We start from the raw sequence: 18,709 nt of genomic DNA, 5'->3' as shown, positions 1-18,709 counted from the left end.
GTGCCGATCGTTTCAGGCGTTCTCCAGTCCGTCGCGATACGCCGAGAGCGCCTCGATCGCCGCGTCGATGTCGCTCTCCACGTCGTCGCCAACCTCCTGCTTGGACTGGCGCAACTGGTTCAGGTAGCCGTCGACGACGGCGTGGTCGGCCGGCTGGTCGTCCCGTTCGATCGCGGCGAGCTCGGCGGCCAGATTGCGCAGGTCGTCCCTGCTCCCGCCGTCGGCTCGATCGACGGCTCCCTCGAGTTCGCGCCGAGCCTGCTGGAGGTGCGTGTCGTCGGGCATACAGCTCGGTACCACGAGGACGTAGAAGAGGGTGTGGGAGACCCGAGTCGCCGACCGGGCGTTCGATCGGGCCGCCGCTTGGTCACCGGAGGACGCTTCGAACGCGCTCAGTTATCGGCTTCCGAACTCGTCGCCTCGACGGCCGCGCCCGTCGATTCGGCCGTCGAGCGGTTCTGATAGCCCGTGACGCCGCCGGCGGCGACGATCAGACCCCCGAGAACGGTCACGTAGAGCCCGATCTCGGGACTGGCAATCGACCCGGCCATTTCGCGCTCGGCGTCCGACATGTCCGCCCCCATCAACGGGTCGGAAATATACAGCAATCCGAGCAGGGCTGCGAGCCCGCCGAGCACTACGACGCCACCGGCCGTGAGCGCACTCCACTCGCGTACGTAGGCCACCGCCATCGCCACGGCGGCGAGGATGAGCGTGAGCAGTCCGTCGTCGCCGTCGATGCCGCTCACCGACTCGGAGAACGGCCCAAGTTCGATCGAAATCCAGGGGAGAAACGCCGCGACGATCGTCACGGCGCCGCCCACCAGGACGAGTTTCGTGGCCGTATCCATTCCGTCGAATGTGCTACCTGTTTCCATCGACTGTCCCTGTCTGGACCGAATCCTAAAGTGTACCGGCCGAACGCCGTCACTGCTACCGGTATTGGAATCGGAAAGTGCACCGCGACCGAATTCCGAAGCTCGATCCGGTCGATTCTCGAAGCGCGGTCCGATTCGAGATCCGAGACCGCACGGGTCAAGGTGGTCCAGTTCGTACGGCGCTCACTATGAGCGAGACGCACTCGGGGCCCCTCCAGCCCGACCGACCGGACGCCGACGCTCCGTTTCGGGTCGACGCCCCCTTCGACCCCGCGGGCGACCAGCCCGAGGCCATCCAGGAGCTGGTCGAGGGCTACGAGTCCGGCGCTGACAAGCAGACGCTGCTGGGCGTGACGGGTTCGGGCAAGACCAACACCGTCTCCTGGACCGTCGAACAGCTCGAACAGCCCACCCTCGTCATCGCGCACAACAAGACGCTGGCCGCCCAGCTCTACGAGGAGTTCCGGAATCTCTTTCCGAACAACGCCGTCGAGTACTTCGTCTCCTACTACGACTACTACCAGCCCGAGGCCTACGTCGAACAGACCGACACCTACATCGACAAGGACGCCTCGATCAACGACGAGATCGACCGCCTGCGCCACTCCGCGACCCGATCCTTACTGACCCGCGACGACGTCATCGTCGTCGCCTCGGTCTCGGCGATCTACGGCCTCGGTGACCCGCGCAACTACGAGGGGATGGCGATGCGACTCGAGGTCGGCGACGAGGTCGGGCGCGACGACCTCCTCAAACGCCTCGTGGACCTGAACTACGAGCGAAACGACGTCGACTTCACGCAGGGCACGTTCCGCGTCCGCGGCGACACCCTCGAGATCTTCCCGATGTACGGCCGCTACGCCGTCCGCGTCGAACTCTGGGGCGACGAGATCGACCGCATGGTGAAGGTCGACCCGCTCGAGGGCGAGGCCAAGGGCGAGCAGGAGGCCGTCCTCGTCCACCCCGCGGAGCACTACTCGATCCCCGAATCCCAGCTCGAGCAGGCCATCGCGGAGATCCGTTCCGACCTGGACTCGCGGATCTCGTACTTCGAGCGCCAGGGCGACCTCGTCGCCGCTCAGCGCATCGAGGAGCGAACCACCTTCGACCTCGAGATGATGGAGGAGACGGGCTACTGTTCGGGCATCGAGAACTACTCGGTCTACTTCTCCGAGCGCGAGGTGGGCGACGCGCCCTTCACTCTGCTCGACTACTTCCCCGACGACTTCCTGACCGTCATCGACGAGTCCCACCAGACGATCCCCCAGATCAAGGGCCAGTACGCCGGCGACAAGTCCCGAAAGGACTCGCTCGTCGAGAACGGCTTCCGCCTGCCGACGGCCTACGACAACCGGCCGCTCACCTTCGAGGAGTTCGAGGAGAAAACCGACCGCACGCTGTACGTCTCCGCGACGCCGAGCGACTACGAGCGGGAACACTCCGACAACATCGTCGAGCAGATCGTTCGACCCACGCACCTCGTCGATCCGAAGGTCGAGGTCGCCGACGCCACCGGGCAGGTCGACGACCTCATGGATCGCATCGACGAGCGCATCGACAGGGGCGAGCGCACCCTCGTCACGACCCTCACCAAGCGCATGGCCGAAGACCTCACGGAGTACCTGGAGGAGGCCGGCGTCGACGTCGCCTACATGCACGACGAGACGGACACCCTGGAACGCCACGAGATCATCCGCTCGCTGCGCCTCGGCGAGATCGACGTCCTCGTCGGTATCAACCTCCTCCGGGAGGGCCTGGACATCCCGGAGGTCTCCCTCGTCGCCATCCTGGACGCCGACCAGGAGGGCTTCCTCCGCAGCGAGACCACGCTCGTCCAGACGATGGGCCGGGCGGCGCGAAACGTCAACGGCGAGGTCGTCCTCTACGCCGATTCCCCGTCGAACGCCATGGAGTCCGCGATCGAGGAGACCCAGCGCCGTCGAGAGATCCAGCAAGCGTACAACGAGGAGCACGGCTTCGAACCGACCACGATCGAGAAGGAAGTCGGCGAGACCAACCTGCCCGGCAGCAAGACCGAGACGAAGACCATCTCCGGTCGGGAACTCGACGACGAGGACGAGGCCGCCAGGTACGTCGAGGAACTCGAAGACCGGATGGACGACGCCGCGGCCAACCTGGAGTTCGAACTGGCGGCCGACATTCGCGACCGCATCATCGAGGTCCGCGAGGAGTTCGGCCTGGACGGTCACGGCGACGACGAGGAAGGGATCGCGCCGCCCGTCGAGGATTTCTAACCGCCATATTTTCTTAAGTGGAAATGAACTAGAATAGTGTACAACGGCGATTCAAACGTCGCTCTGGCGACGTACATTGGCGAGATCGAACGCGAGTTTGGCGTGATTGTCTGACCAACAATCATCACCCTACACAACCAACGACCTACCAATGTCCCCTCGATCGATTCCCGCCCTCACAGTCGTCGCGCTCGTCCTCCTCGGGGGCTGCCTGAACGGCGCCCCGATAGGCGACACGCCCTCGTCAGATGGGGGTCCCGAGCCTGCACCAGCCGGCCTTCCTCACCACGGCCAGATCGTCGTCGACGAAGCCGACGATCCGCCCGCCGACGCAGTCCACTACACCAACGAGACGATACAGTCGACCGAACCCCTTCAGACCGCCCTGGAGCGGTACCGCCACGGTGAAAACGGGACCGTGGTCACCGTCGACGACGACCGGTACAACGCCACGATCGCGGCGCTGCAGTCGCTAATCGACCGGTCCGCGCCGACGCGGACCGACCAGCCTGGCCCGAACACGTACGTCGAACTCGAAGACGATATCGTCTATGTTGGCGTCACCGCGAACGGGTCGATTTCCGGCCGGGTGGTTCCGTCGACCCCCTCCGACTGATTCCACGAACGGAACGCGCCTCGATCACGTTGTACTCCGCGCGCTGACACACTATTCAAAACCGTCGATGAAAAACACCGGAAGAGCTTGCTCTTCCGAACCCTCACTCGCTTCGCTCGCGAGGATGCCGTAAGCGCCACCGCCACTCGCGGATGCGGCTCTCGAATCGACCACGACAGCCAACATCCTAGTTCCCCTCGAGTGGAGAGTGGGGCTCGACATCGAAGTGGATTATCGTATTCGAGCGCCCCGTCTCTCACGCGCTGAGAAGCGCCAGCCGTTGCTCCGTCGTCCGGAGTGCCTCGTCCGTCCCGTACGTCCGTTCGACCGGCTTTCCGCGAATTTCGACGAGTTCCATGCCGAGTAGCGAGGCGTACGTCTCCGGCGTTCGGCCCCACACCGTCGGCCCGTCGTTTGCTCGCATCGAGTTCTCCGCGAGGAGCAGATAGCCCCCGTCGGCGAGACACCGCGATAGCTCGGCGCACGCTCGCTCGATGGTTTCCGGGGGGACGTGCATGAGTACCGTCCACGAGAGGGCGAAGCCGAACGAATCGTCGCGAAACGGCAGCGCGTCGACCGACGCCGCGTTGAAGTCGACCTCCGGGTGGAGGTACTGCGCCTTCGCCAGCGGCGCCGCGTTGACGTCGACGCCGACGACCCGGGTCGAAAACTCCGTGAGCCAGGGCGAGAGGCGCCCGTAACCGCAGCCGATCTCGAGCGCGCGCTCGATCGTCGACGGCCGAACGTGCTCGGACAGTATCGCACGAATGTCGGCCACTTCGCGATACAGTTTCGAACTGAACTCCGGTCTGTCGGCCGGACTGGAAACGAACCCGCCCTCCTCGAACGTGACGACGCCGGGTCGCTCGATCGGATCGGTACGGAACAGGCGTCGGTGAAGGTACGGCGGTATCTTCCGCGGGTTGGCGATCGCCTTCGCGAGCATGGTACGAGGTGAGGCCATGGTGGATCGGAATCGGTGGCCGGTCCGGCGGGGGTCCGTGCGACGCTGGCCGACCGGGGTCCCTGCGTATGGACCCCGACAGCGCCTAAGTAATCCGCCCGTACAGGACTACTTTCCGCGTTGCGTACGGGATGGACGGATTCCGTTCGCACGGGTCGAGCGTCCGTTTTTCGTACCAGACGGGCCCAATCCTCGGCTACAGTGGGTTCCGGGGGCGCGAGTCGGTCACGCGTAGCCGAGCGATTCGAGGCGATCACGGACGACGTCGGTCTCGATCGACGCTCGCTCGACCGGCGCCTCGGCCGTGACCGCTCTCGGCTCGCCGTCGAACCGGACCCACGGGACTCGCAGGAGATCGGGGTGTGGAAAATCGACGGGGTGGCCGTACAGCCGGATCGGAACGGGAAACCCACGCTCGCCGATCAGATTGGCGTGATCCGCGGTGACGACCGTCCGTCCCGGGAGGCGCTCGACGAGCGCGCGCACGTTCGGGAGGACTACCCGGTGATTCTCGCGATAGGCCCGGCGGAGCCGCTCCCGGCCGACGCCGCGTCCCTCGCTCTGGGCCTGCCACGGGTGCGGACTCTCCCGGTCGTCGATTCGCGTGCCGATCCCCGCCGGCACCGTCCGCCCGACCGGTCCGATGAACGGGAAGTGCGGCTGCATGAAGTGGACGACGAGCCGTTTGTCGGGATAGGTCTCGAAGGCCGCCAGCCCGGCGCTCGTCACGGCCTCCGGCGGGACCGTCTCGAGATCCTCGTCCCAGTGGGTTTCGAGGAGGTTCTCGATCGCGTGGAACACGCCATCTTCGACGTCGTGTACGTGCGGGTTCGCCGTGACGTAGACCGTATCGTGGAGTTGCCGTCCGTTGAATTGGCGCTCCATGAACTGTTTACTGTAGCTACCCGGGGAGTACCGGTCTTCGATCGGCGCGTCGAACGGATCCAGGTCGCGAAGGATGTCCGGCCGGGCCGCGTCCATGATGACGAGGGTGTCCCAGTCGGCGTCGACGAACTCGTCGCCCAGGTGGCCGTAGCGCCGGTGGTACCACCGTCTGTCCAGGGCCATCGCGAACGCCCGCGGATCCTCGCGCGCCAGGGCGATCGCGTTCCGGACGAGCGCGCCCGAGGAACGGAGGCGTCGGGGATGGAGATCGGGCATGGAACCGGTACAGACAGCACGCGGCGGTCCATCGGAGTACGGGTTACACCTGCAGGCCGCTCACTATCAGGCACGCCGACGCCGAACGCCGGCATGCCGAAGACGGGTTCCCAGAGGACGAACAGCGCCACGCCGACGACGAGCGCCGGAACGGCGAGTTAGCCCGCACGAATGGGAACAGACGCCACCCAACCGAACGCCGGCGTTGCGGGGCTCGCCTCCACACTGGCTAGCGAATCCAGGCGCCCAGTTCTTCCCGATTGCCGAAGGCGTCCCGCGATCCGTACGCGTCGATCATCGCGAGGAGCCCACTGGCTATCCGGTATGCAGGCGTCGTATCGTCGTACAGGAGCACGATGCCGGCGTGGGCGTCGTCTGCGAGCCCGCCGAAATCCGAGACGTCGCTCGTCACGACGATCAGGTTCTGCGCTCGGGCGTACGGAAGGACGTCCGACTCGTCGTCCGCGCCCTGCCACAGGGAATCGCGGACGTGTTCCGCACCGACGGCCTCCTTCGCCAGATACGTCCGGACCTTGGGGCCGTATTATCGTCGAGAAGAAACTGCCAGCCGTCCATCTCACGCCTCGTCGGGGGCCACACCGTCCGGGCGGTCGATCGATTCCCGGAACTCGTCCATCGCTTCCGATCGATCGCGTTCGACGGCGTTCATTTCGCGCAGGTGATCGTGGTAGTACGCCAGCGCGTGGTACACGTCGGCGACGTCGAGGTCGTACCGGTCCGCGACGGTTTCCGGATCGACACCGCGCTCTTCGACGAGCGCGTACACTTGCCGGACCGAGATGCGACGGCCCTGAACGTGGGGTTCGCCCATGAGATCGTCCGCGATACGGTGGGCCTCGCTGGTCGCCATACGTCTCCATTGGACCCGCTCGTGCAAAAATATACTGTCCCGGCCGAACCGGAACGCACAATTCCAGCGTGACCGACGAGCTCCTCTTTACGCCACGCCGAAGCCGAACTCGGGCATGCCGAAGACGGGTTCCCAGAGGACGAACAGCGCCACGCCGACGACGAGCGCCGGCAGGGCGTTGTAGATCGTCGCCACGATCGCGGCCTTCGGGTCGATCGCGAGCAGCGGGAACAGTGCGTCGCCGTCCTGGGCGATCGCGTTGGACGCGAGCGCGGAGAACGGCAGCGCGCCCTCGGCGTAGACGCTGGCGAGCAGGATCTGCGGGCCGCAACCGGGGATCAGTCCGACCGCCACCCCGCCGATGGGCGCGAGCACGCCGGCCGTCGCGGCGATGGCGGCGACGTCCAGTCCCGAGAGGAGGACGACGTACTCGTAGCCGGCCAGGGCGACGATCACCCAGAGGGTGACGAAACTCGTCTCCATCGCCGCGTGGGTCAGCGTGTCGTAGACCGAGCCGAACGAGTCGCGGGCGCGGGCGACCTGGCCCTCCCCGACGTAGTGCCGGCCCACGGCGTAGAGGTACAGCGAGAGGACGCCGCCCGCGAGGCCGACGACGGTGAAGGCGCCGGCGAAGTTCGCGCCGACCGAGAGGGCGAGTTCGGGCCCGCCGCGAAGCAGGTAGGTGGTCCCGAGCACGAGCCCGGCGACGGCCGCGAGCCACCAGGCGACGTGGGCCGCGTGCGAGAGCGGCGTGAGGATCGGCGAGGAGCGGTCGGGGCCGGCCTCGTGGGAGTGCGTCGGCGACCCGGACGGGTAGTCGTGGGCGGGGTTCGGCCCGATGCGCTCGTTGACGACGGTGCCGCCGTCGGTGGCGGTTGCGCCGGGTGCGATCCGGGTGACGGCCGCGTCCACCCGGCCGACGCCGATCCCGTACGTGTCGACGAGGTAGCCCGTGGCCACGGAGGCGACGAGGGCGATGCTGTAGGCGTAGAGGGCGGCTTCGGGCGCCAGCGCGAGGATAACGAACGCGGAGTCGCCGGCCGTCGCCCCCAGCGTGGCCACGACGGTGCCGAAGCTGACCGACCCCCGCACGTACAGCGGCATGACCACGATCGCGCCGCCGCAGCCGGGCGTCAGGCCGAGTAACCCGCCGAAGAGTGGCTGCAGTCGCTCGTTGTCCTCGAGCCTGCGGAGCAACGCGCCGTCCGTCCGGTACTGGGCGAGGCCGAACAGGAGGACGGTGACCGCGACGAAGACGCTCACCTGGACGTAACTGTCTCGCAGCGATTCGAGCAGGATCGTCACGGACTCGGTCACGAGCACCCCCTCCGACCCGATGCGGCGACGAATCGCGGAGAGCTGGTATGGATTAGATCCATCTAAACTTCGATTTAGCACACTATGGTAAATAGGTTTCGTCGGCACGACGAGGCGGCGGCTCGAAACGAGGAACCGGGACTGCCCGCTCGAACACAGGCGCCACGCGGTCGAGAACCGGGACGAACGGGGAGCAGACGCGCCCCGTCGATCGGGAGGTTGGAGTGACGATCGGCCTATCGACGACCGGACACGGTGTTTGCGAATCGACGTCCGGTTGGGATCGGGCCTTCGTCGGCCGGGGCCCGGCGGTACGTCAGTCGCCCGGGGTACGGTTCGGCACTCGTCCCCGGTGGGCCGGTCGTCAGTCGTCGCTCGGTGACTCGCGAGCGCCGACGCTCGCAAACGGCTGGGCGGCGACGCCCTTTCGGCCCGCGTCGAGCTCCGAGAGGAGGTAGACCAGCGCGACGAGGAGGGCCCCGCCGAGCGGGACGAGCAGGAACGGCGTGACGCCGGTGAACCCGTAGACGAGGTAGACGACGACGGCGACGGCCAGCACCGTCACCGCGTAGTAGATCTGCGTGCGGACGTGGTCGATGTGGTCCGACCCGGCGAACGTCGAGGAGAGGATCGTCGTGTCGGAGATGGGCGAGCAGTGGTCGCCGAAGATCGATCCGGAGAAGACGGCACCGACGGCGACCGACAGCAACTCCGGCGAGCCGTTGCCGATCGCGTACGCCATCGGGATCGCGATCGGCGTGATGATCGCCATCGTCCCCCACGAGGAGCCGATGGAGAACGCGACGGCGCCCGCCGTGAGGACGATGACGACCGGTAGCAGCGTCGGCGTGACGTAGTCCGCGGTGAGGTAGGTCACGTGCTCGCCGGTCTGGAGGGCGCCCGCGACGGCGCCGATCGACCACGCGAGCACCAGGATCGTCACGGCGGTGAGCATGATGCCGAAGCCGTCGAGGACGGTCTCCATCCCCTCTTCGAGGTCGAACACGCCGTCTCGCAGCCCCATCAGGAGCGCGGTGGCGACCATCCCGAACGAGCCCCAGACGAGCGCGCCGGTGAAGTCGACGTTTTTGACGAGTTCGAGGAGCGCGTCGAGATTGATGAGATCGAAGAACACGTCGCCGTCCGTAACCAGGCCGGACGGTGTCACGTCACCTGCGTTGAACCCGGAGATCACCGCGCCGACGATGACGACCACGACGAGCACGGCGATCGGCAGGAGGAACGTTCGTAGCTTCGGGTCGTCGACGGCCGGTTCACCGAGGTCTTCCTTCATGCTCTGCAGCGGCGTCGCCCCCTCGCGGATGACGTTCCCCGTCCGCTTTGCGCGCGTCTCCGCGTCGAGCATCTCCCCGAAGTCCCGGCGGGTGAGGACGATGATGAGCACCATCACTAGCGCCAGGAGGCAGTAGACGTTGAAGGGGATCGACCAGAGGAACGTCACGATCACCGACGGCGTCTCGCCGCCGATCTTCTCGTACTCCGTCCTGATGAGGCTCATCTCGTAGGCGACCCAGCTCGAGATGCCGAAGGTCGCGACGGGGGCGGCCGTCGAGTCGAGGATGTACGCGAGTTTCTCGCGGGACATCCGCATCTCGTCGGAGAGGTCCTTGACCGCCGAGCCGACGATGGCCGTGTTGGCGTAGTCGTCGAAGAACCACACGAGGCCGAACAGCCACGCGGCCAGTCCGACCCGTCTGTGGGAATCGACGCGACTCGCCGCCGCATTCGCGAGCGCGACAGAGCCGCCCATCCGCCAGATCAGGGCGATGCCCGCTCCCAGCAGGAACGTGAACGTGATGATCTCGGCGTGGAACGTGCTCTCCCCGAACGAAGCGACGATCCACCCGAACGATTCGACGACGGCGTCGAACGGGACGGCCAGGTACTCGAATTTCGAGTCGACCCGCTCCGCGACGACGATCGCGCCGCCCGCCCAGACGCCGATGAACAGCGACAGTAGCGCTCGGCGGGTGATAATCGCCAGCGCGATCGCGAGCAGCGGCGGGACGAGTGACAGTGCGCCGTACGGTGATGCCGAGACGAGGTCGGTCGTCATAGCTTCGTACTGTCATCTACGTCTTTAGATATTAGTGTTTCCCACTATTCAACTTTCGACGGTATCGGTGACGGCGATCGGCTGGCGAATGAACATCGACCGTACTGGCCGGTCCGATGCGTATCGTTCACGCACGGCTGTGCCGACCGGTGCTCGACTCGCCTTCCACCCCTGTATTTTCCGATTCGCGCGCGAACGTGCGATCTCGATCGTCCCCGCCCGCGACCGACTCGACCGCTGAAACGCGCTCGAGCCCGCGTTCCAGATCGGTTCGAAGGCCGTCGACGGCCTCAACGCCGACGAACATCCGGACGAACGCGTCGGTAATTCCGAGGGCCTCGCGCTGGGCCGATCGAGCGGTTCGTGGGTCATCGCCGCGGGGAGTTCGACCAGCGACTCGACGCCGCCGAGGCTGACTGCGAGCGTGAATTCCTCGAGCGATTCGAGGACGGCGATCGCGTCGTCCTGCGTGCCAGCCAGTTCGAACGCGAGGACGCCGCCGGCGGTGATCCCCTGGGTCAGTTCGAGTTCCTCGGCCAGCGCCGCGCCGTCGGTGACGACCGCCCCGCCGATCGAGTCGCTGTGGCCGTTCAGGTACGTCGTCGTGCTGTGGGCGACGAGGTCCGCGCCGAGATCGAGCGGTCGCTGGAAGTACGGACTGAGGATGGCGTTGTCGACGCCGACCAGCGCGCCGTGCTCGCGGGCGGGTCGGCGATCGCCGAGACGTCGCAGAGCCGGATCAGCGGGCTCGTCGGCGTCTCGAGCCAGACCAGTTTCGTCCGGTCGTCGACGGCCGCCTCGACCGCGTCGAGATCGGTCGCGTCGACGACGCCAACCGCCGGACCATCCGTGGACGTTCCGTACGCGTCGAATCGGATGCGACGGCCCGGCGAACGAGTTACAGCTCCAGCGTGTAGACGACCTCTCTCCGGGTTTCGCCGCCAATTTCGACCTCGCCCTCGCCGCTCTGTTCGTACCCGAGCTGCTCGTAGAACCGCCGACCGCCCTCGTTCGTCGCGAGGTCGATCGCGCGCATGCGATTCATGTGGAAGTCCTCCAGCGCCGTCCGGAGCCGCTCGTGCAGCGCCGTCCCGATGCCTTCTCGCTGGTGGTCCGGATGGACGTACATCCGGAGGATATCGCCCTCGTCCTCGCTCACGACGCCGTGGGCGAACCCGACGACCTCTCCCTCGGATTCGGCGACGAGAACCGCAGTCCCAGGCGTTTCGAGCGCCTCGGCGAAGGATTCGTCGTCGTACCAATCCGCGACCGTCTCGGCGATCGTCTCAGGATCGAGTTCGTCGTAGGTGTCGTGCCAGGTGTCCCTGGCGACCTCGCGGATCGCCTCTCGATCGGCCGTCGTCGCCGGTCTGATTGATATGTTACGTTGTCCCATAGGTCCGACTTCACCGACGAGGGATAAAGTGGTTCCATCAAGCGAATTTGGACGGCTGCAGGTGGAGTTGGACGGGACCGGTCGCCTCCCGAACACGGAGCTGGTATTCGGTCGATCGTGGTTTCACGAATCCGGATAGAACTGCAGTCCCTCGGAGATGAGTGTACGACGCCAACCCGGATGCAGCCGTCTCCGTCACGACGAAGCGCCGTCGAACGGTATCACGTTACCCAGACCACCGATTCTCTCGGAAGTATCCTGTGCGTGACGATCGGTTGGCGATTCTCGAGATTTTTCAGATCGCGCACGACGCACTGCCAATGTTCGGTCGACGGATGAAACGTTATCGGGGTGAGTAGTTCCTCGTTCTCGTTCGGTAGCTCCCTGAATTCGATCCCATCGTCGTACCGTACTCGCTCGAACTCCGAGTCGCCGAATTCTCGTTGGGCCTCCAGCGTACTGTATCGGAGATAGCCGATGACGACGTAGACCCGTTCACGGGGGACCAGCGTCGGGCAGATTTCGTCTCCGCTTGCGGTCTCCTGTCGCCGTTCGACGTACCAGTGACCGGTACTTGGGCGGTAACTGATCGCCTCCGGGCCCCTTGATTCATAGTCGCGCGTTAGCGGTATGTGCTCCGTTTCGAGATGGTCGTCTTCGTACGCAATTTCTATCCCTGTCAGGCGTTCGTACTGGCCCCACGGCCAGTTATCGACCGCCTCGTCCTTCCCGCTCTCCATAGTATACGATACGACCATTTGGAAAATAATCCTCTGGGGGACTCTGTTTATCGATCTTTCTCCGAGCTATAGCACTGGCTATGTTAGGCCTGCACCGCGAAACCCGATCACGAAGCAGGCCCGGGGCCGCTCGCCACCGATCGATGCCGGGGGCTGGGTTCGGGGATGACTGGATCGGACACCGACCCGACAACAAATCGCCGACTGCGTGCGCTCAGGAGATGGCGAAGTACGTCCCGTCGCGCCCGACCGTCACCAGCAGATCGTCTGCCAGTGCACAACCGTCGGCCCGTCCCCACTCCATGCCTTCTTCGTCCAGGGTCCATACGACCGTGCCATCGGCTGGATCGATTGCCGACGCCGCGCCGCCCTGGTGGGCCACGTAAACCCGGTCGGATGTGCTAGCTAAGTATGCCGCCGGAATACGATTCTCACGAATGGTCGTCGCCCAGCGTCGGTCGCCGGTTGCGCGATCGAGACCGACGAACCCTGGGCCGCGGAAGTCGTCGACGACGACGATATCGTCGAATACGGCGACCCACCCGCCGCCGATCGATCGATCTTCGGGCCGGTATTCCCAGCGGGTTTTTAGGGTTGACCAATCGATCGACACCAGGCCCCCTTCGTTCGATCCGTACAACTCCCCGTCCCGGAGGACGGGATAGTAGATCGGCATGGGGAGCATCGCGGCCGGTGTCATCTCATCGACTGAACGAACGAGTGGGGTGTCGGGATAAAATGTACACCCGTCGGCAATGATCGGGAGTCTCGGTTGGGAACCGCCGCCACCGTCGCCAGCGGCCTCCCACAGAATCGTTCCATCCGCAGCGTCGAGAACGAACAGTTGCGGGAGCGGTTCCCACTCCGGATAAGAGTACATCTGTTCCTGATCGAGCGCGACGAGTACGTCTCCGACCACACGGATCGACGATGGATACACCAGTACGTCGTCCGTTCGCCACCGAAACCGCTCCTCCTGAAGGTCGTAGGCCACGACGCCCCCACCCACCGCGGCGTAGACGATGTCGTCGACGATCGTCGGGCGCGTAATCCGCCCATCTAACTCGAAAACCGTCTCCGACTCGCCGGTCTCGGCGTCGACCGCTACGAACTGGGCCCCTCGATTTTTCTCCGGGTCGCTCGAACCAGACGACGATGTAGCGCCATCTCGCTCCTGGATGACGTACACAGTTCCGTCGACGATGAGTGGATGGTGATTAAATCCTGCGAGCGGATCGTTTATGCCCTGAACCGTCCACCGCACCTGGGGGTCGTCCGATGGGCCGTCGGCGTGGGGATTGTGAAACGTGCTCCCGGTATCGTGACCGAGCAATCGCCAGTTCGGATCGTCGCGATACGTGATCTCGCCGGTCGGGTCGACGCCTTGCCAGCCATCCGCGGGTTCAAGGGTTGGTTCGTCCGCTTCGGGATCCGATTCGGATTCGTCGCCCGTTGATTCGTTCCCTGACCGATCGATGGGACCATTCTCGGAACCGTCGACTGATCCGCTCTGGCCGTTGTTCGAGGATTCCGTACAGCCGGCGATTCCCAGCAGACTCGCAAGCGTCCCGACTCGGAGCGCTTCGCGTCGGTCCCAGGTCGATCGGCCACCATCCATCGTCGTTAGACCTCAACCCCGAATTTGTCTTCGATTACGTGAACAGCAGTCGCGTTGGTATTCTTGTTCACGTCGGACCAACTGTGAATGCCGGCAATATACGAGAACGTTCCCATGTTCATATCAACATTCTCCGCCGGGACAAATCCGTCTATTTTTCGAATCGGAGCATCATTGAGAAGGTGAACGGGACCGCCGGAATCCCCTGTCTGAACTTCGTCGTGATCGCGATCCGTTCGGAACGAGTTGTCGTTCACCTCTTCGATTCCGAATCCGCCTCCTTCTCCCGTTCGTGCGCCCTGTTGCCGCAACATTTCGTAGTAGCCCGTCCCGTGATCTTCGATATCTTTGAGTCGGTCCGCCGAGAGACTGCCGAAGATATCGCCTTTCGTCCCGCCGCCGAGCGTCGCGAACTCGTACTCGACGTTCGAAGCGTTGATGAGATTTAGCGACGCTCCGTCCAAGACGTCGTAACCCGATCCAGAAAATTCTGCTCGATCGGTACCAAAATCCGCATCGATGAAACCATTCTCTGGAGGTTCTTCCAATAAACCGATCGGAGTATTGTCATCGTCATCGTTCGGGGTCGTTTTTAGAATGTTGTGACCAGCCGTGAGCATTTTCTTCGTCCCGTTATCGTCTACCGGAGTGCAAAGGGTGCCCATTCCTGCATTCTCAAAATCGTCCGCGTTCATCGAATCGACGAACATGCATGCAGCACCGGCTGGGACACGGAACCAATCTCGCCAGTAGTAGAAATCGTCGGGGTCGGGACCGTTCAGAAGCGGTACCGGATCGACAGGTTCCGGACTCGGTTTCGCCGCTTTTTCCTTCGTCACAGTGACCGGGATCTCGCGTGCATTGCTCTGGGCTTTCGTATTCCTTCCAGCCACGCCATCTACGGTGGTTGGAATACGGGATTCGACCCGCTGAAACGCCCTCGTTGACATCGAACCCTCGTCTATTACCTCGATTTTAACCATCTTTTCGTCGCTTTCGTTCGTCGTCACCCATGCAGAACAGTTCACACCCCGTTCGGCAAGTTCGGCCTCAAGTTGCCGTCGAGCGTCGTGCGCTGCTTCGATCCGTTCCCACCGATACCGCGGTATTTTGTAGTAGACGGGCGTCCGTTTCGGGCTAGCTCCCCGCTTGACGGCCTCGTGATTCGTGTGAACGTACCCGGCTTGCCGAACCACCTCGCGGCTCGGATCGAGGTCGAGCTCGGCCACTACATCCGACGATAGGCCGTGTAACGCGCTGACAGAAACGCCAAGTCCGGCGAGAGTGCTCAGGAATCGACGCCTACCCATCCGTGAAAACTTCCGAACCGCATTGTTGTTCGACATGGCAATAAGTAATCTCCCCAAGCATATTATAAAACTTTTTATTTTAGAATATTGAATATTTGTACTGTATATCTATTTTCCTATTAGATATCTATGCAGATTTTATTGTAATGCACATATATTCGATCTATTGAACGAAATATGGGGGAAAACAACCTGAAGAGGTTGTACTCATTTTATATGTAAGATATCCTTAAGGTCTCACCGAACGCAAAAGTGACATCGGCGCGATTGCCCGGGAGACGGCTATTCTCGCACCGCGAAGCCCCGGTCGCGGAGCATGTCCGGCACCCGATCCCGGTGATCGCCCTGCAGTTCGATCCGGCCCTCGTCGACGGTGCCGCCGGTCCCCATCGCGCTCTTCAAGTCCGACGCGAGGGACTCGATCTCCGATTTGGGCAGGTCGAACCCCTCGACGATCGTCACCGGTTTGTCGTACCGCCGGCTCTCCGTCCGGATCCGCAACACTTGCTCCGCCGCGTCGAGATCGCCGTGCGTGTCGAGTTCGTCGAGCAGGTCGTCGAGGCCGTCGTCGTTAGACACACCCTGTGGTACGGTCCCGAGCGGCATAGGTCTGCGGCAGACGTGTTCCGGCACCGGGTGGCGGGCGCCGGTCGTGCGAGACGTCCCGATGCGGTCTGTCGCGCGAATAATTAAATGGTCGTCTTTGAGTTCAGCCGGACGCCCGGGCCGAGAATCGTTGTAGAGCGCGGCCTCAAAGCCTCATTCTTCGAACCGATTCAGCCAGTTATACACGATCTGTCGACCCCAGCAGAACTTTGCTTCGATCTTACCGGGGAAAGACCTTAGGTATTCAAAGGCAGCAATAAGGCATTTTGATCGCCTTCGGATCAGTCTCGTCCTCGAGTTGCTTACGGACATGACTCTTGGCGAGGTAGGAAACTTTGTCCCCTTCCTTGGTCGCACATTTTGTCTCTGGAGAGTTTCCCGATTTCCGACTAACGGTAAACAACCGCCGGCCGCATCAAGCGATATACGGCCACACGCCAGCGGAACTATAGATGGGGATACTTATCGAAGCAAATAAGTAGCAGTTGTAATTAATTCTATTTGCGCAATGGTTCAAAGACGCGACTTTATGCGAAAACTCGGCGCGGCAGGTATCACGCTCTCACCACCAATCGTTGGTCAGTCACGAGCGACTATTGATGGTAGAAAACTTCTAGAAGATACTTCCTCGACGACTGCAGGCGGGGTAGATAGTAAAAGTGACGCGGTAACTACGTATGAGGAGAACGAACACAAAGCATTCCCTTTCAACAATCAGGCGTCGGCCTTGACGATCCGCGAGATCTATCATACCGACATCTACGGGTGGGAGGCCCGAGTCGGGTTGACGTCGACCGCCATCGGGGCCATGGACCACAGGAGTGGTGACATCCGCACCGACGACCAGTTGGGCGCGACGACATTCAGATTCACCAATTCTTCGGACGCGCCCAACGACTTCAACCTCCCCGACCCCGACGAGGGCTTCCGTGGGTTCACCGACAGTGCCAGTACCAATGGCGAACCGGGTCTTCCCGGCTGGGTCGAACCCGTCTTCGATACGACAGTGACGGCGATGATATCTCTGAGTGCCAGCAACCCATGGACAGGGATCGTCGCCGGAGCAGCACTCTCTGCCGACGATATCCTGCAATCCCTGAAGAAAGACGAGGGGAAGACGCAGTTGGATCGCGGGTTCAAGTATCGACACCACTACAAGGAGGAGGGTTGGTTCGGCCCAGTCCGGCGATCGACGGACAAGCTATCACACTACCAGCGGGCGACACTGAAGATGGGTGAGACGCCGTGGAAGGGACACGTCAACGTCAATGCAAGCTTCGACGATTTGCCGTCCACCGAAATCTCCTTCGAGGTAAACATCGGTACGTGCGATGGGTGTGGCATCGTCGACGAGAATACGTCGGGCTACACCACCTCGAACGACAAGTTCGTCGACATGTCGAACCCGACGACGTCGCAGAAGGAACGCTTCGGGATCGTCTCAGTTTCCGATGGAAAGGTGGACGACGAGGACGTCAGAACGAAAGCGAGCCTGAATCGGCGAGTCGAACGGATCGCGAATTCTGTCGAGGGGCGTGAGGTCACCAAGGTTGCACTCAACCCGCCGACCGCGATCGAGTCCACGGCACATTCACGACGGGTTGGCCAGCACGAATCCTACGACAACTAAAACGAGTTGACTCGAACGCAGCGCCGCGGTCCCACCGCAGGTCCTCCAAACCTGACGGCGATCGAGACGGCGTCACTCCGGCAGGTCACACGCTGGGTAGAGTTCGTGAGAGTACGCGACAGTAACGGCAGGATCATTGATAATGTAGTGGAGCACCAGACAGGCGTCGCCATCGTACTCTCTCGTGATACTCTCGACGATTTTCGTCCCGCTGATATCGTGTTCCAGTTCGCCGTCGATCGCGAGTGCGTAATCGTAATCGGAGACGCTCGGTCTGGAATCTGGCCGATAGACCAACTGGTCTGCCGCACCCACACCACTTCTCCCTTTCTCAACAAGTGTGTCTTCCAGCTGCAGTTCTGTCTCGTCACCTCTCGGCATGAGGCTGAGTTGCACGTCCAGCGACGCGTCCATCAAGTTGACCGCTCGGATCAATCCCAACGGGAGTGATGGAGCGGAGCGAAATCGACTGCATCCAGGTGTGGCGACTGTGGCGACTCCACCGACTGTCGCGAGCACCGTCCGACGGTTGATCACGGCTCTATCGTCGACTGCCGGACTGCTCGCGGTTATACGTTTGTATCCGCTTTGCGGTCGTGTTCAGATAAGCCGGTTCTTGGCAAATGCGAGCGATCCTAACCACTGGTCGGCGGTTTCTAATTGCGCGTGACTGAACGAGCTGAAAAACGAAAACGTGCGTCGTTTTACCTCTCGAAACACTCGCTCGGCGCTGTTTTGAATTCCCTGTCTTTCGTACCTGAACGTAAGTCTATGGTGGTGGTGGTAGGCGTATTGGAGCGAATGATCGCCGTCGAAAAGAAATCCGGCGTCGTCGACGTCGTGTTTCTCTCGAAGTTCGGCGAAAAACGAGTTCGCTAACACCTTGTTCCTGGTCGATACAAGCTTCGTATGCAGCAAATCATTCGTATCAACGTCGACGGCGGCGTACAGCCAGTACCGTTCCCCGTCGAGTTGGATCACCGTTTCGTCGACCGCAACGTGATCCGGATGTTGGCCCGAAACTGGCTGTAATTTTGCTTTGTGTACCCAGTTATGAACAGTCGATCGAGCGAAGTGAATGCTGAATACATCGAGAATTGAGGCCGTCTTTGCCAGTGAGAGACAAGTCAGATGAAGCTGAATGCCGAGCTTCATAAACAGTCGAGGCGTTGCTTCTCGCTCCACAACATCCAAGTCGATCTGGCTGATACAACCAGTGAGACGGTCGGTTTCGGACATACCATCACATAACCCCGTCATCTCACTCCTT

The 18,709-nt window shown here is 62.7% G+C and carries 17 protein-coding genes and 2 pseudogenes; 3 read left to right on the top strand and 16 right to left on the bottom strand.

All coding sequences use genetic code 11. The annotated features are described in order from the left end of the window. Nucleotides 1-12 precede the first annotated feature (12 nt). Nucleotides 13-285: a DUF7553 family protein gene (locus MXA07_RS01075; protein ID WP_247730203.1), complete on the bottom strand. Its 273-nt coding sequence runs from the start codon at nucleotides 283-285 to the stop codon at nucleotides 13-15. 107 nt (nucleotides 286-392) lie between these two features. Continuing rightward, a complete protein-coding gene (locus MXA07_RS01070; RefSeq protein WP_247730202.1) occupies nucleotides 393-878 on the bottom strand; it encodes a hypothetical protein in 486 nt (161 codons plus the stop codon). Nucleotides 879-1,066: 188 nt separating this feature from the next. On the opposite strand from MXA07_RS01070, the gene uvrB reads away from it, so the two are divergent. Both uvrB and MXA07_RS01060 read left to right on the top strand, forming a co-directional pair. Next, complete coding sequence (uvrB, locus tag MXA07_RS01065; protein ID WP_247730201.1) at nucleotides 1,067-3,133, top strand: excinuclease ABC subunit UvrB; 2,067 nt, start codon at nucleotides 1,067-1,069, stop codon at nucleotides 3,131-3,133. Nucleotides 3,134-3,284: 151 nt separating this feature from the next. After that, nucleotides 3,285-3,749: a hypothetical protein gene (locus MXA07_RS01060; protein WP_247730200.1), complete on the top strand. Its 465-nt coding sequence runs from the start codon at nucleotides 3,285-3,287 to the stop codon at nucleotides 3,747-3,749. 256 nt (nucleotides 3,750-4,005) lie between these two features. Here the strand turns inward: MXA07_RS01060 and MXA07_RS01055 are convergent, their stop codons facing one another. From MXA07_RS01055 to MXA07_RS01000, 12 genes and pseudogenes are all read right to left on the bottom strand, one after another. Next, the gene (locus MXA07_RS01055) at nucleotides 4,006-4,713 is read right to left on the bottom strand and encodes a class I SAM-dependent methyltransferase (protein WP_247730199.1); all 708 of its coding nucleotides are present in this window, start codon (nucleotides 4,711-4,713) and stop codon (nucleotides 4,006-4,008) included. A 225-nt stretch (nucleotides 4,714-4,938) separates the two neighbouring features. Beyond that, on the bottom strand, nucleotides 4,939-5,874 hold the full coding sequence (locus MXA07_RS01050) for a hypothetical protein (RefSeq protein WP_247730198.1): 936 nt from the start codon (nucleotides 5,872-5,874) through the stop codon (nucleotides 4,939-4,941). 229 nt (nucleotides 5,875-6,103) lie between these two features. Continuing rightward, nucleotides 6,104-6,400: pseudogene (locus MXA07_RS01045) on the bottom strand (DUF5615 family PIN-like protein); the annotation flags it as partial. Nucleotides 6,401-6,451: 51 nt separating this feature from the next. After that, nucleotides 6,452-6,745 (bottom strand): DUF433 domain-containing protein, encoded by a 294-nt coding sequence (locus MXA07_RS01040; protein WP_247730197.1) that lies wholly within the window; start codon nucleotides 6,743-6,745, stop codon nucleotides 6,452-6,454. An 87-nt stretch (nucleotides 6,746-6,832) separates the two neighbouring features. Then, a complete protein-coding gene (locus MXA07_RS01035; RefSeq protein WP_247730196.1) occupies nucleotides 6,833-8,062 on the bottom strand; it encodes a putative manganese transporter in 1,230 nt (409 codons plus the stop codon). Nucleotides 8,063-8,426: 364 nt separating this feature from the next. Further along, nucleotides 8,427-10,139 (bottom strand): Na+/H+ antiporter NhaC family protein, encoded by a 1,713-nt coding sequence (locus MXA07_RS01030; RefSeq protein WP_247730195.1) that lies wholly within the window; start codon nucleotides 10,137-10,139, stop codon nucleotides 8,427-8,429. A 319-nt stretch (nucleotides 10,140-10,458) separates the two neighbouring features. Next, nucleotides 10,459-10,984: pseudogene (locus MXA07_RS18255) on the bottom strand (PLP-dependent transferase); the annotation flags it as partial. 53 nt (nucleotides 10,985-11,037) lie between these two features. Further along, a complete protein-coding gene (locus MXA07_RS01020; protein WP_247731688.1) occupies nucleotides 11,038-11,520 on the bottom strand; it encodes a GNAT family N-acetyltransferase in 483 nt (160 codons plus the stop codon). 236 nt (nucleotides 11,521-11,756) lie between these two features. Then, nucleotides 11,757-12,275 carry a hypothetical protein gene (locus MXA07_RS01015; RefSeq protein WP_247730194.1) on the bottom strand — a complete coding sequence of 173 codons (519 nt, stop codon included), beginning with the start codon at nucleotides 12,273-12,275 and terminating at the stop codon, nucleotides 11,757-11,759. A gap of 214 nt (nucleotides 12,276-12,489) precedes the next feature. Beyond that, a complete protein-coding gene (locus MXA07_RS01010; protein WP_247730193.1) occupies nucleotides 12,490-13,893 on the bottom strand; it encodes an outer membrane protein assembly factor BamB family protein in 1,404 nt (467 codons plus the stop codon). Between the two features lie 5 nt (nucleotides 13,894-13,898). Beyond that, nucleotides 13,899-15,239 (bottom strand): hypothetical protein, encoded by a 1,341-nt coding sequence (locus MXA07_RS01005; protein WP_247730192.1) that lies wholly within the window; start codon nucleotides 15,237-15,239, stop codon nucleotides 13,899-13,901. A 246-nt stretch (nucleotides 15,240-15,485) separates the two neighbouring features. Further along, the gene (locus tag MXA07_RS01000; protein WP_247730191.1) at nucleotides 15,486-15,782 is read right to left on the bottom strand and encodes an SUI1 family translation initiation factor; all 297 of its coding nucleotides are present in this window, start codon (nucleotides 15,780-15,782) and stop codon (nucleotides 15,486-15,488) included. Nucleotides 15,783-16,338: 556 nt separating this feature from the next. Here MXA07_RS01000 and MXA07_RS00995 point away from each other — a divergent pair. Next, nucleotides 16,339-17,439 carry a hypothetical protein gene (locus MXA07_RS00995; protein ID WP_247730190.1) on the top strand — a complete coding sequence of 367 codons (1,101 nt, stop codon included), beginning with the start codon at nucleotides 16,339-16,341 and terminating at the stop codon, nucleotides 17,437-17,439. 72 nt (nucleotides 17,440-17,511) lie between these two features. On the opposite strand, the gene MXA07_RS00990 is transcribed toward MXA07_RS00995, so the two are convergent. Together MXA07_RS00990 and MXA07_RS00985 are read right to left on the bottom strand one after the other, a co-directional pair. Then, a complete protein-coding gene (locus MXA07_RS00990) occupies nucleotides 17,512-17,853 on the bottom strand; it encodes a hypothetical protein (protein ID WP_247730189.1) in 342 nt (113 codons plus the stop codon). 186 nt (nucleotides 17,854-18,039) lie between these two features. Next, the gene (locus MXA07_RS00985) at nucleotides 18,040-18,678 is read right to left on the bottom strand and encodes an IS6 family transposase (RefSeq protein WP_247730188.1); all 639 of its coding nucleotides are present in this window, start codon (nucleotides 18,676-18,678) and stop codon (nucleotides 18,040-18,042) included. Nucleotides 18,679-18,709: the final 31 nt, after the last annotated feature.

It is taken from the genome of Halovivax limisalsi (assembly GCF_023093535.1).
GTDB classification, from domain to species: Archaea; Halobacteriota; Halobacteria; order Halobacteriales; family Natrialbaceae; genus Halovivax; species Halovivax limisalsi.
Note: the sequence above shows the minus strand (reverse complement) of the source record. Positions and strands in the feature narration are given on the sequence as shown.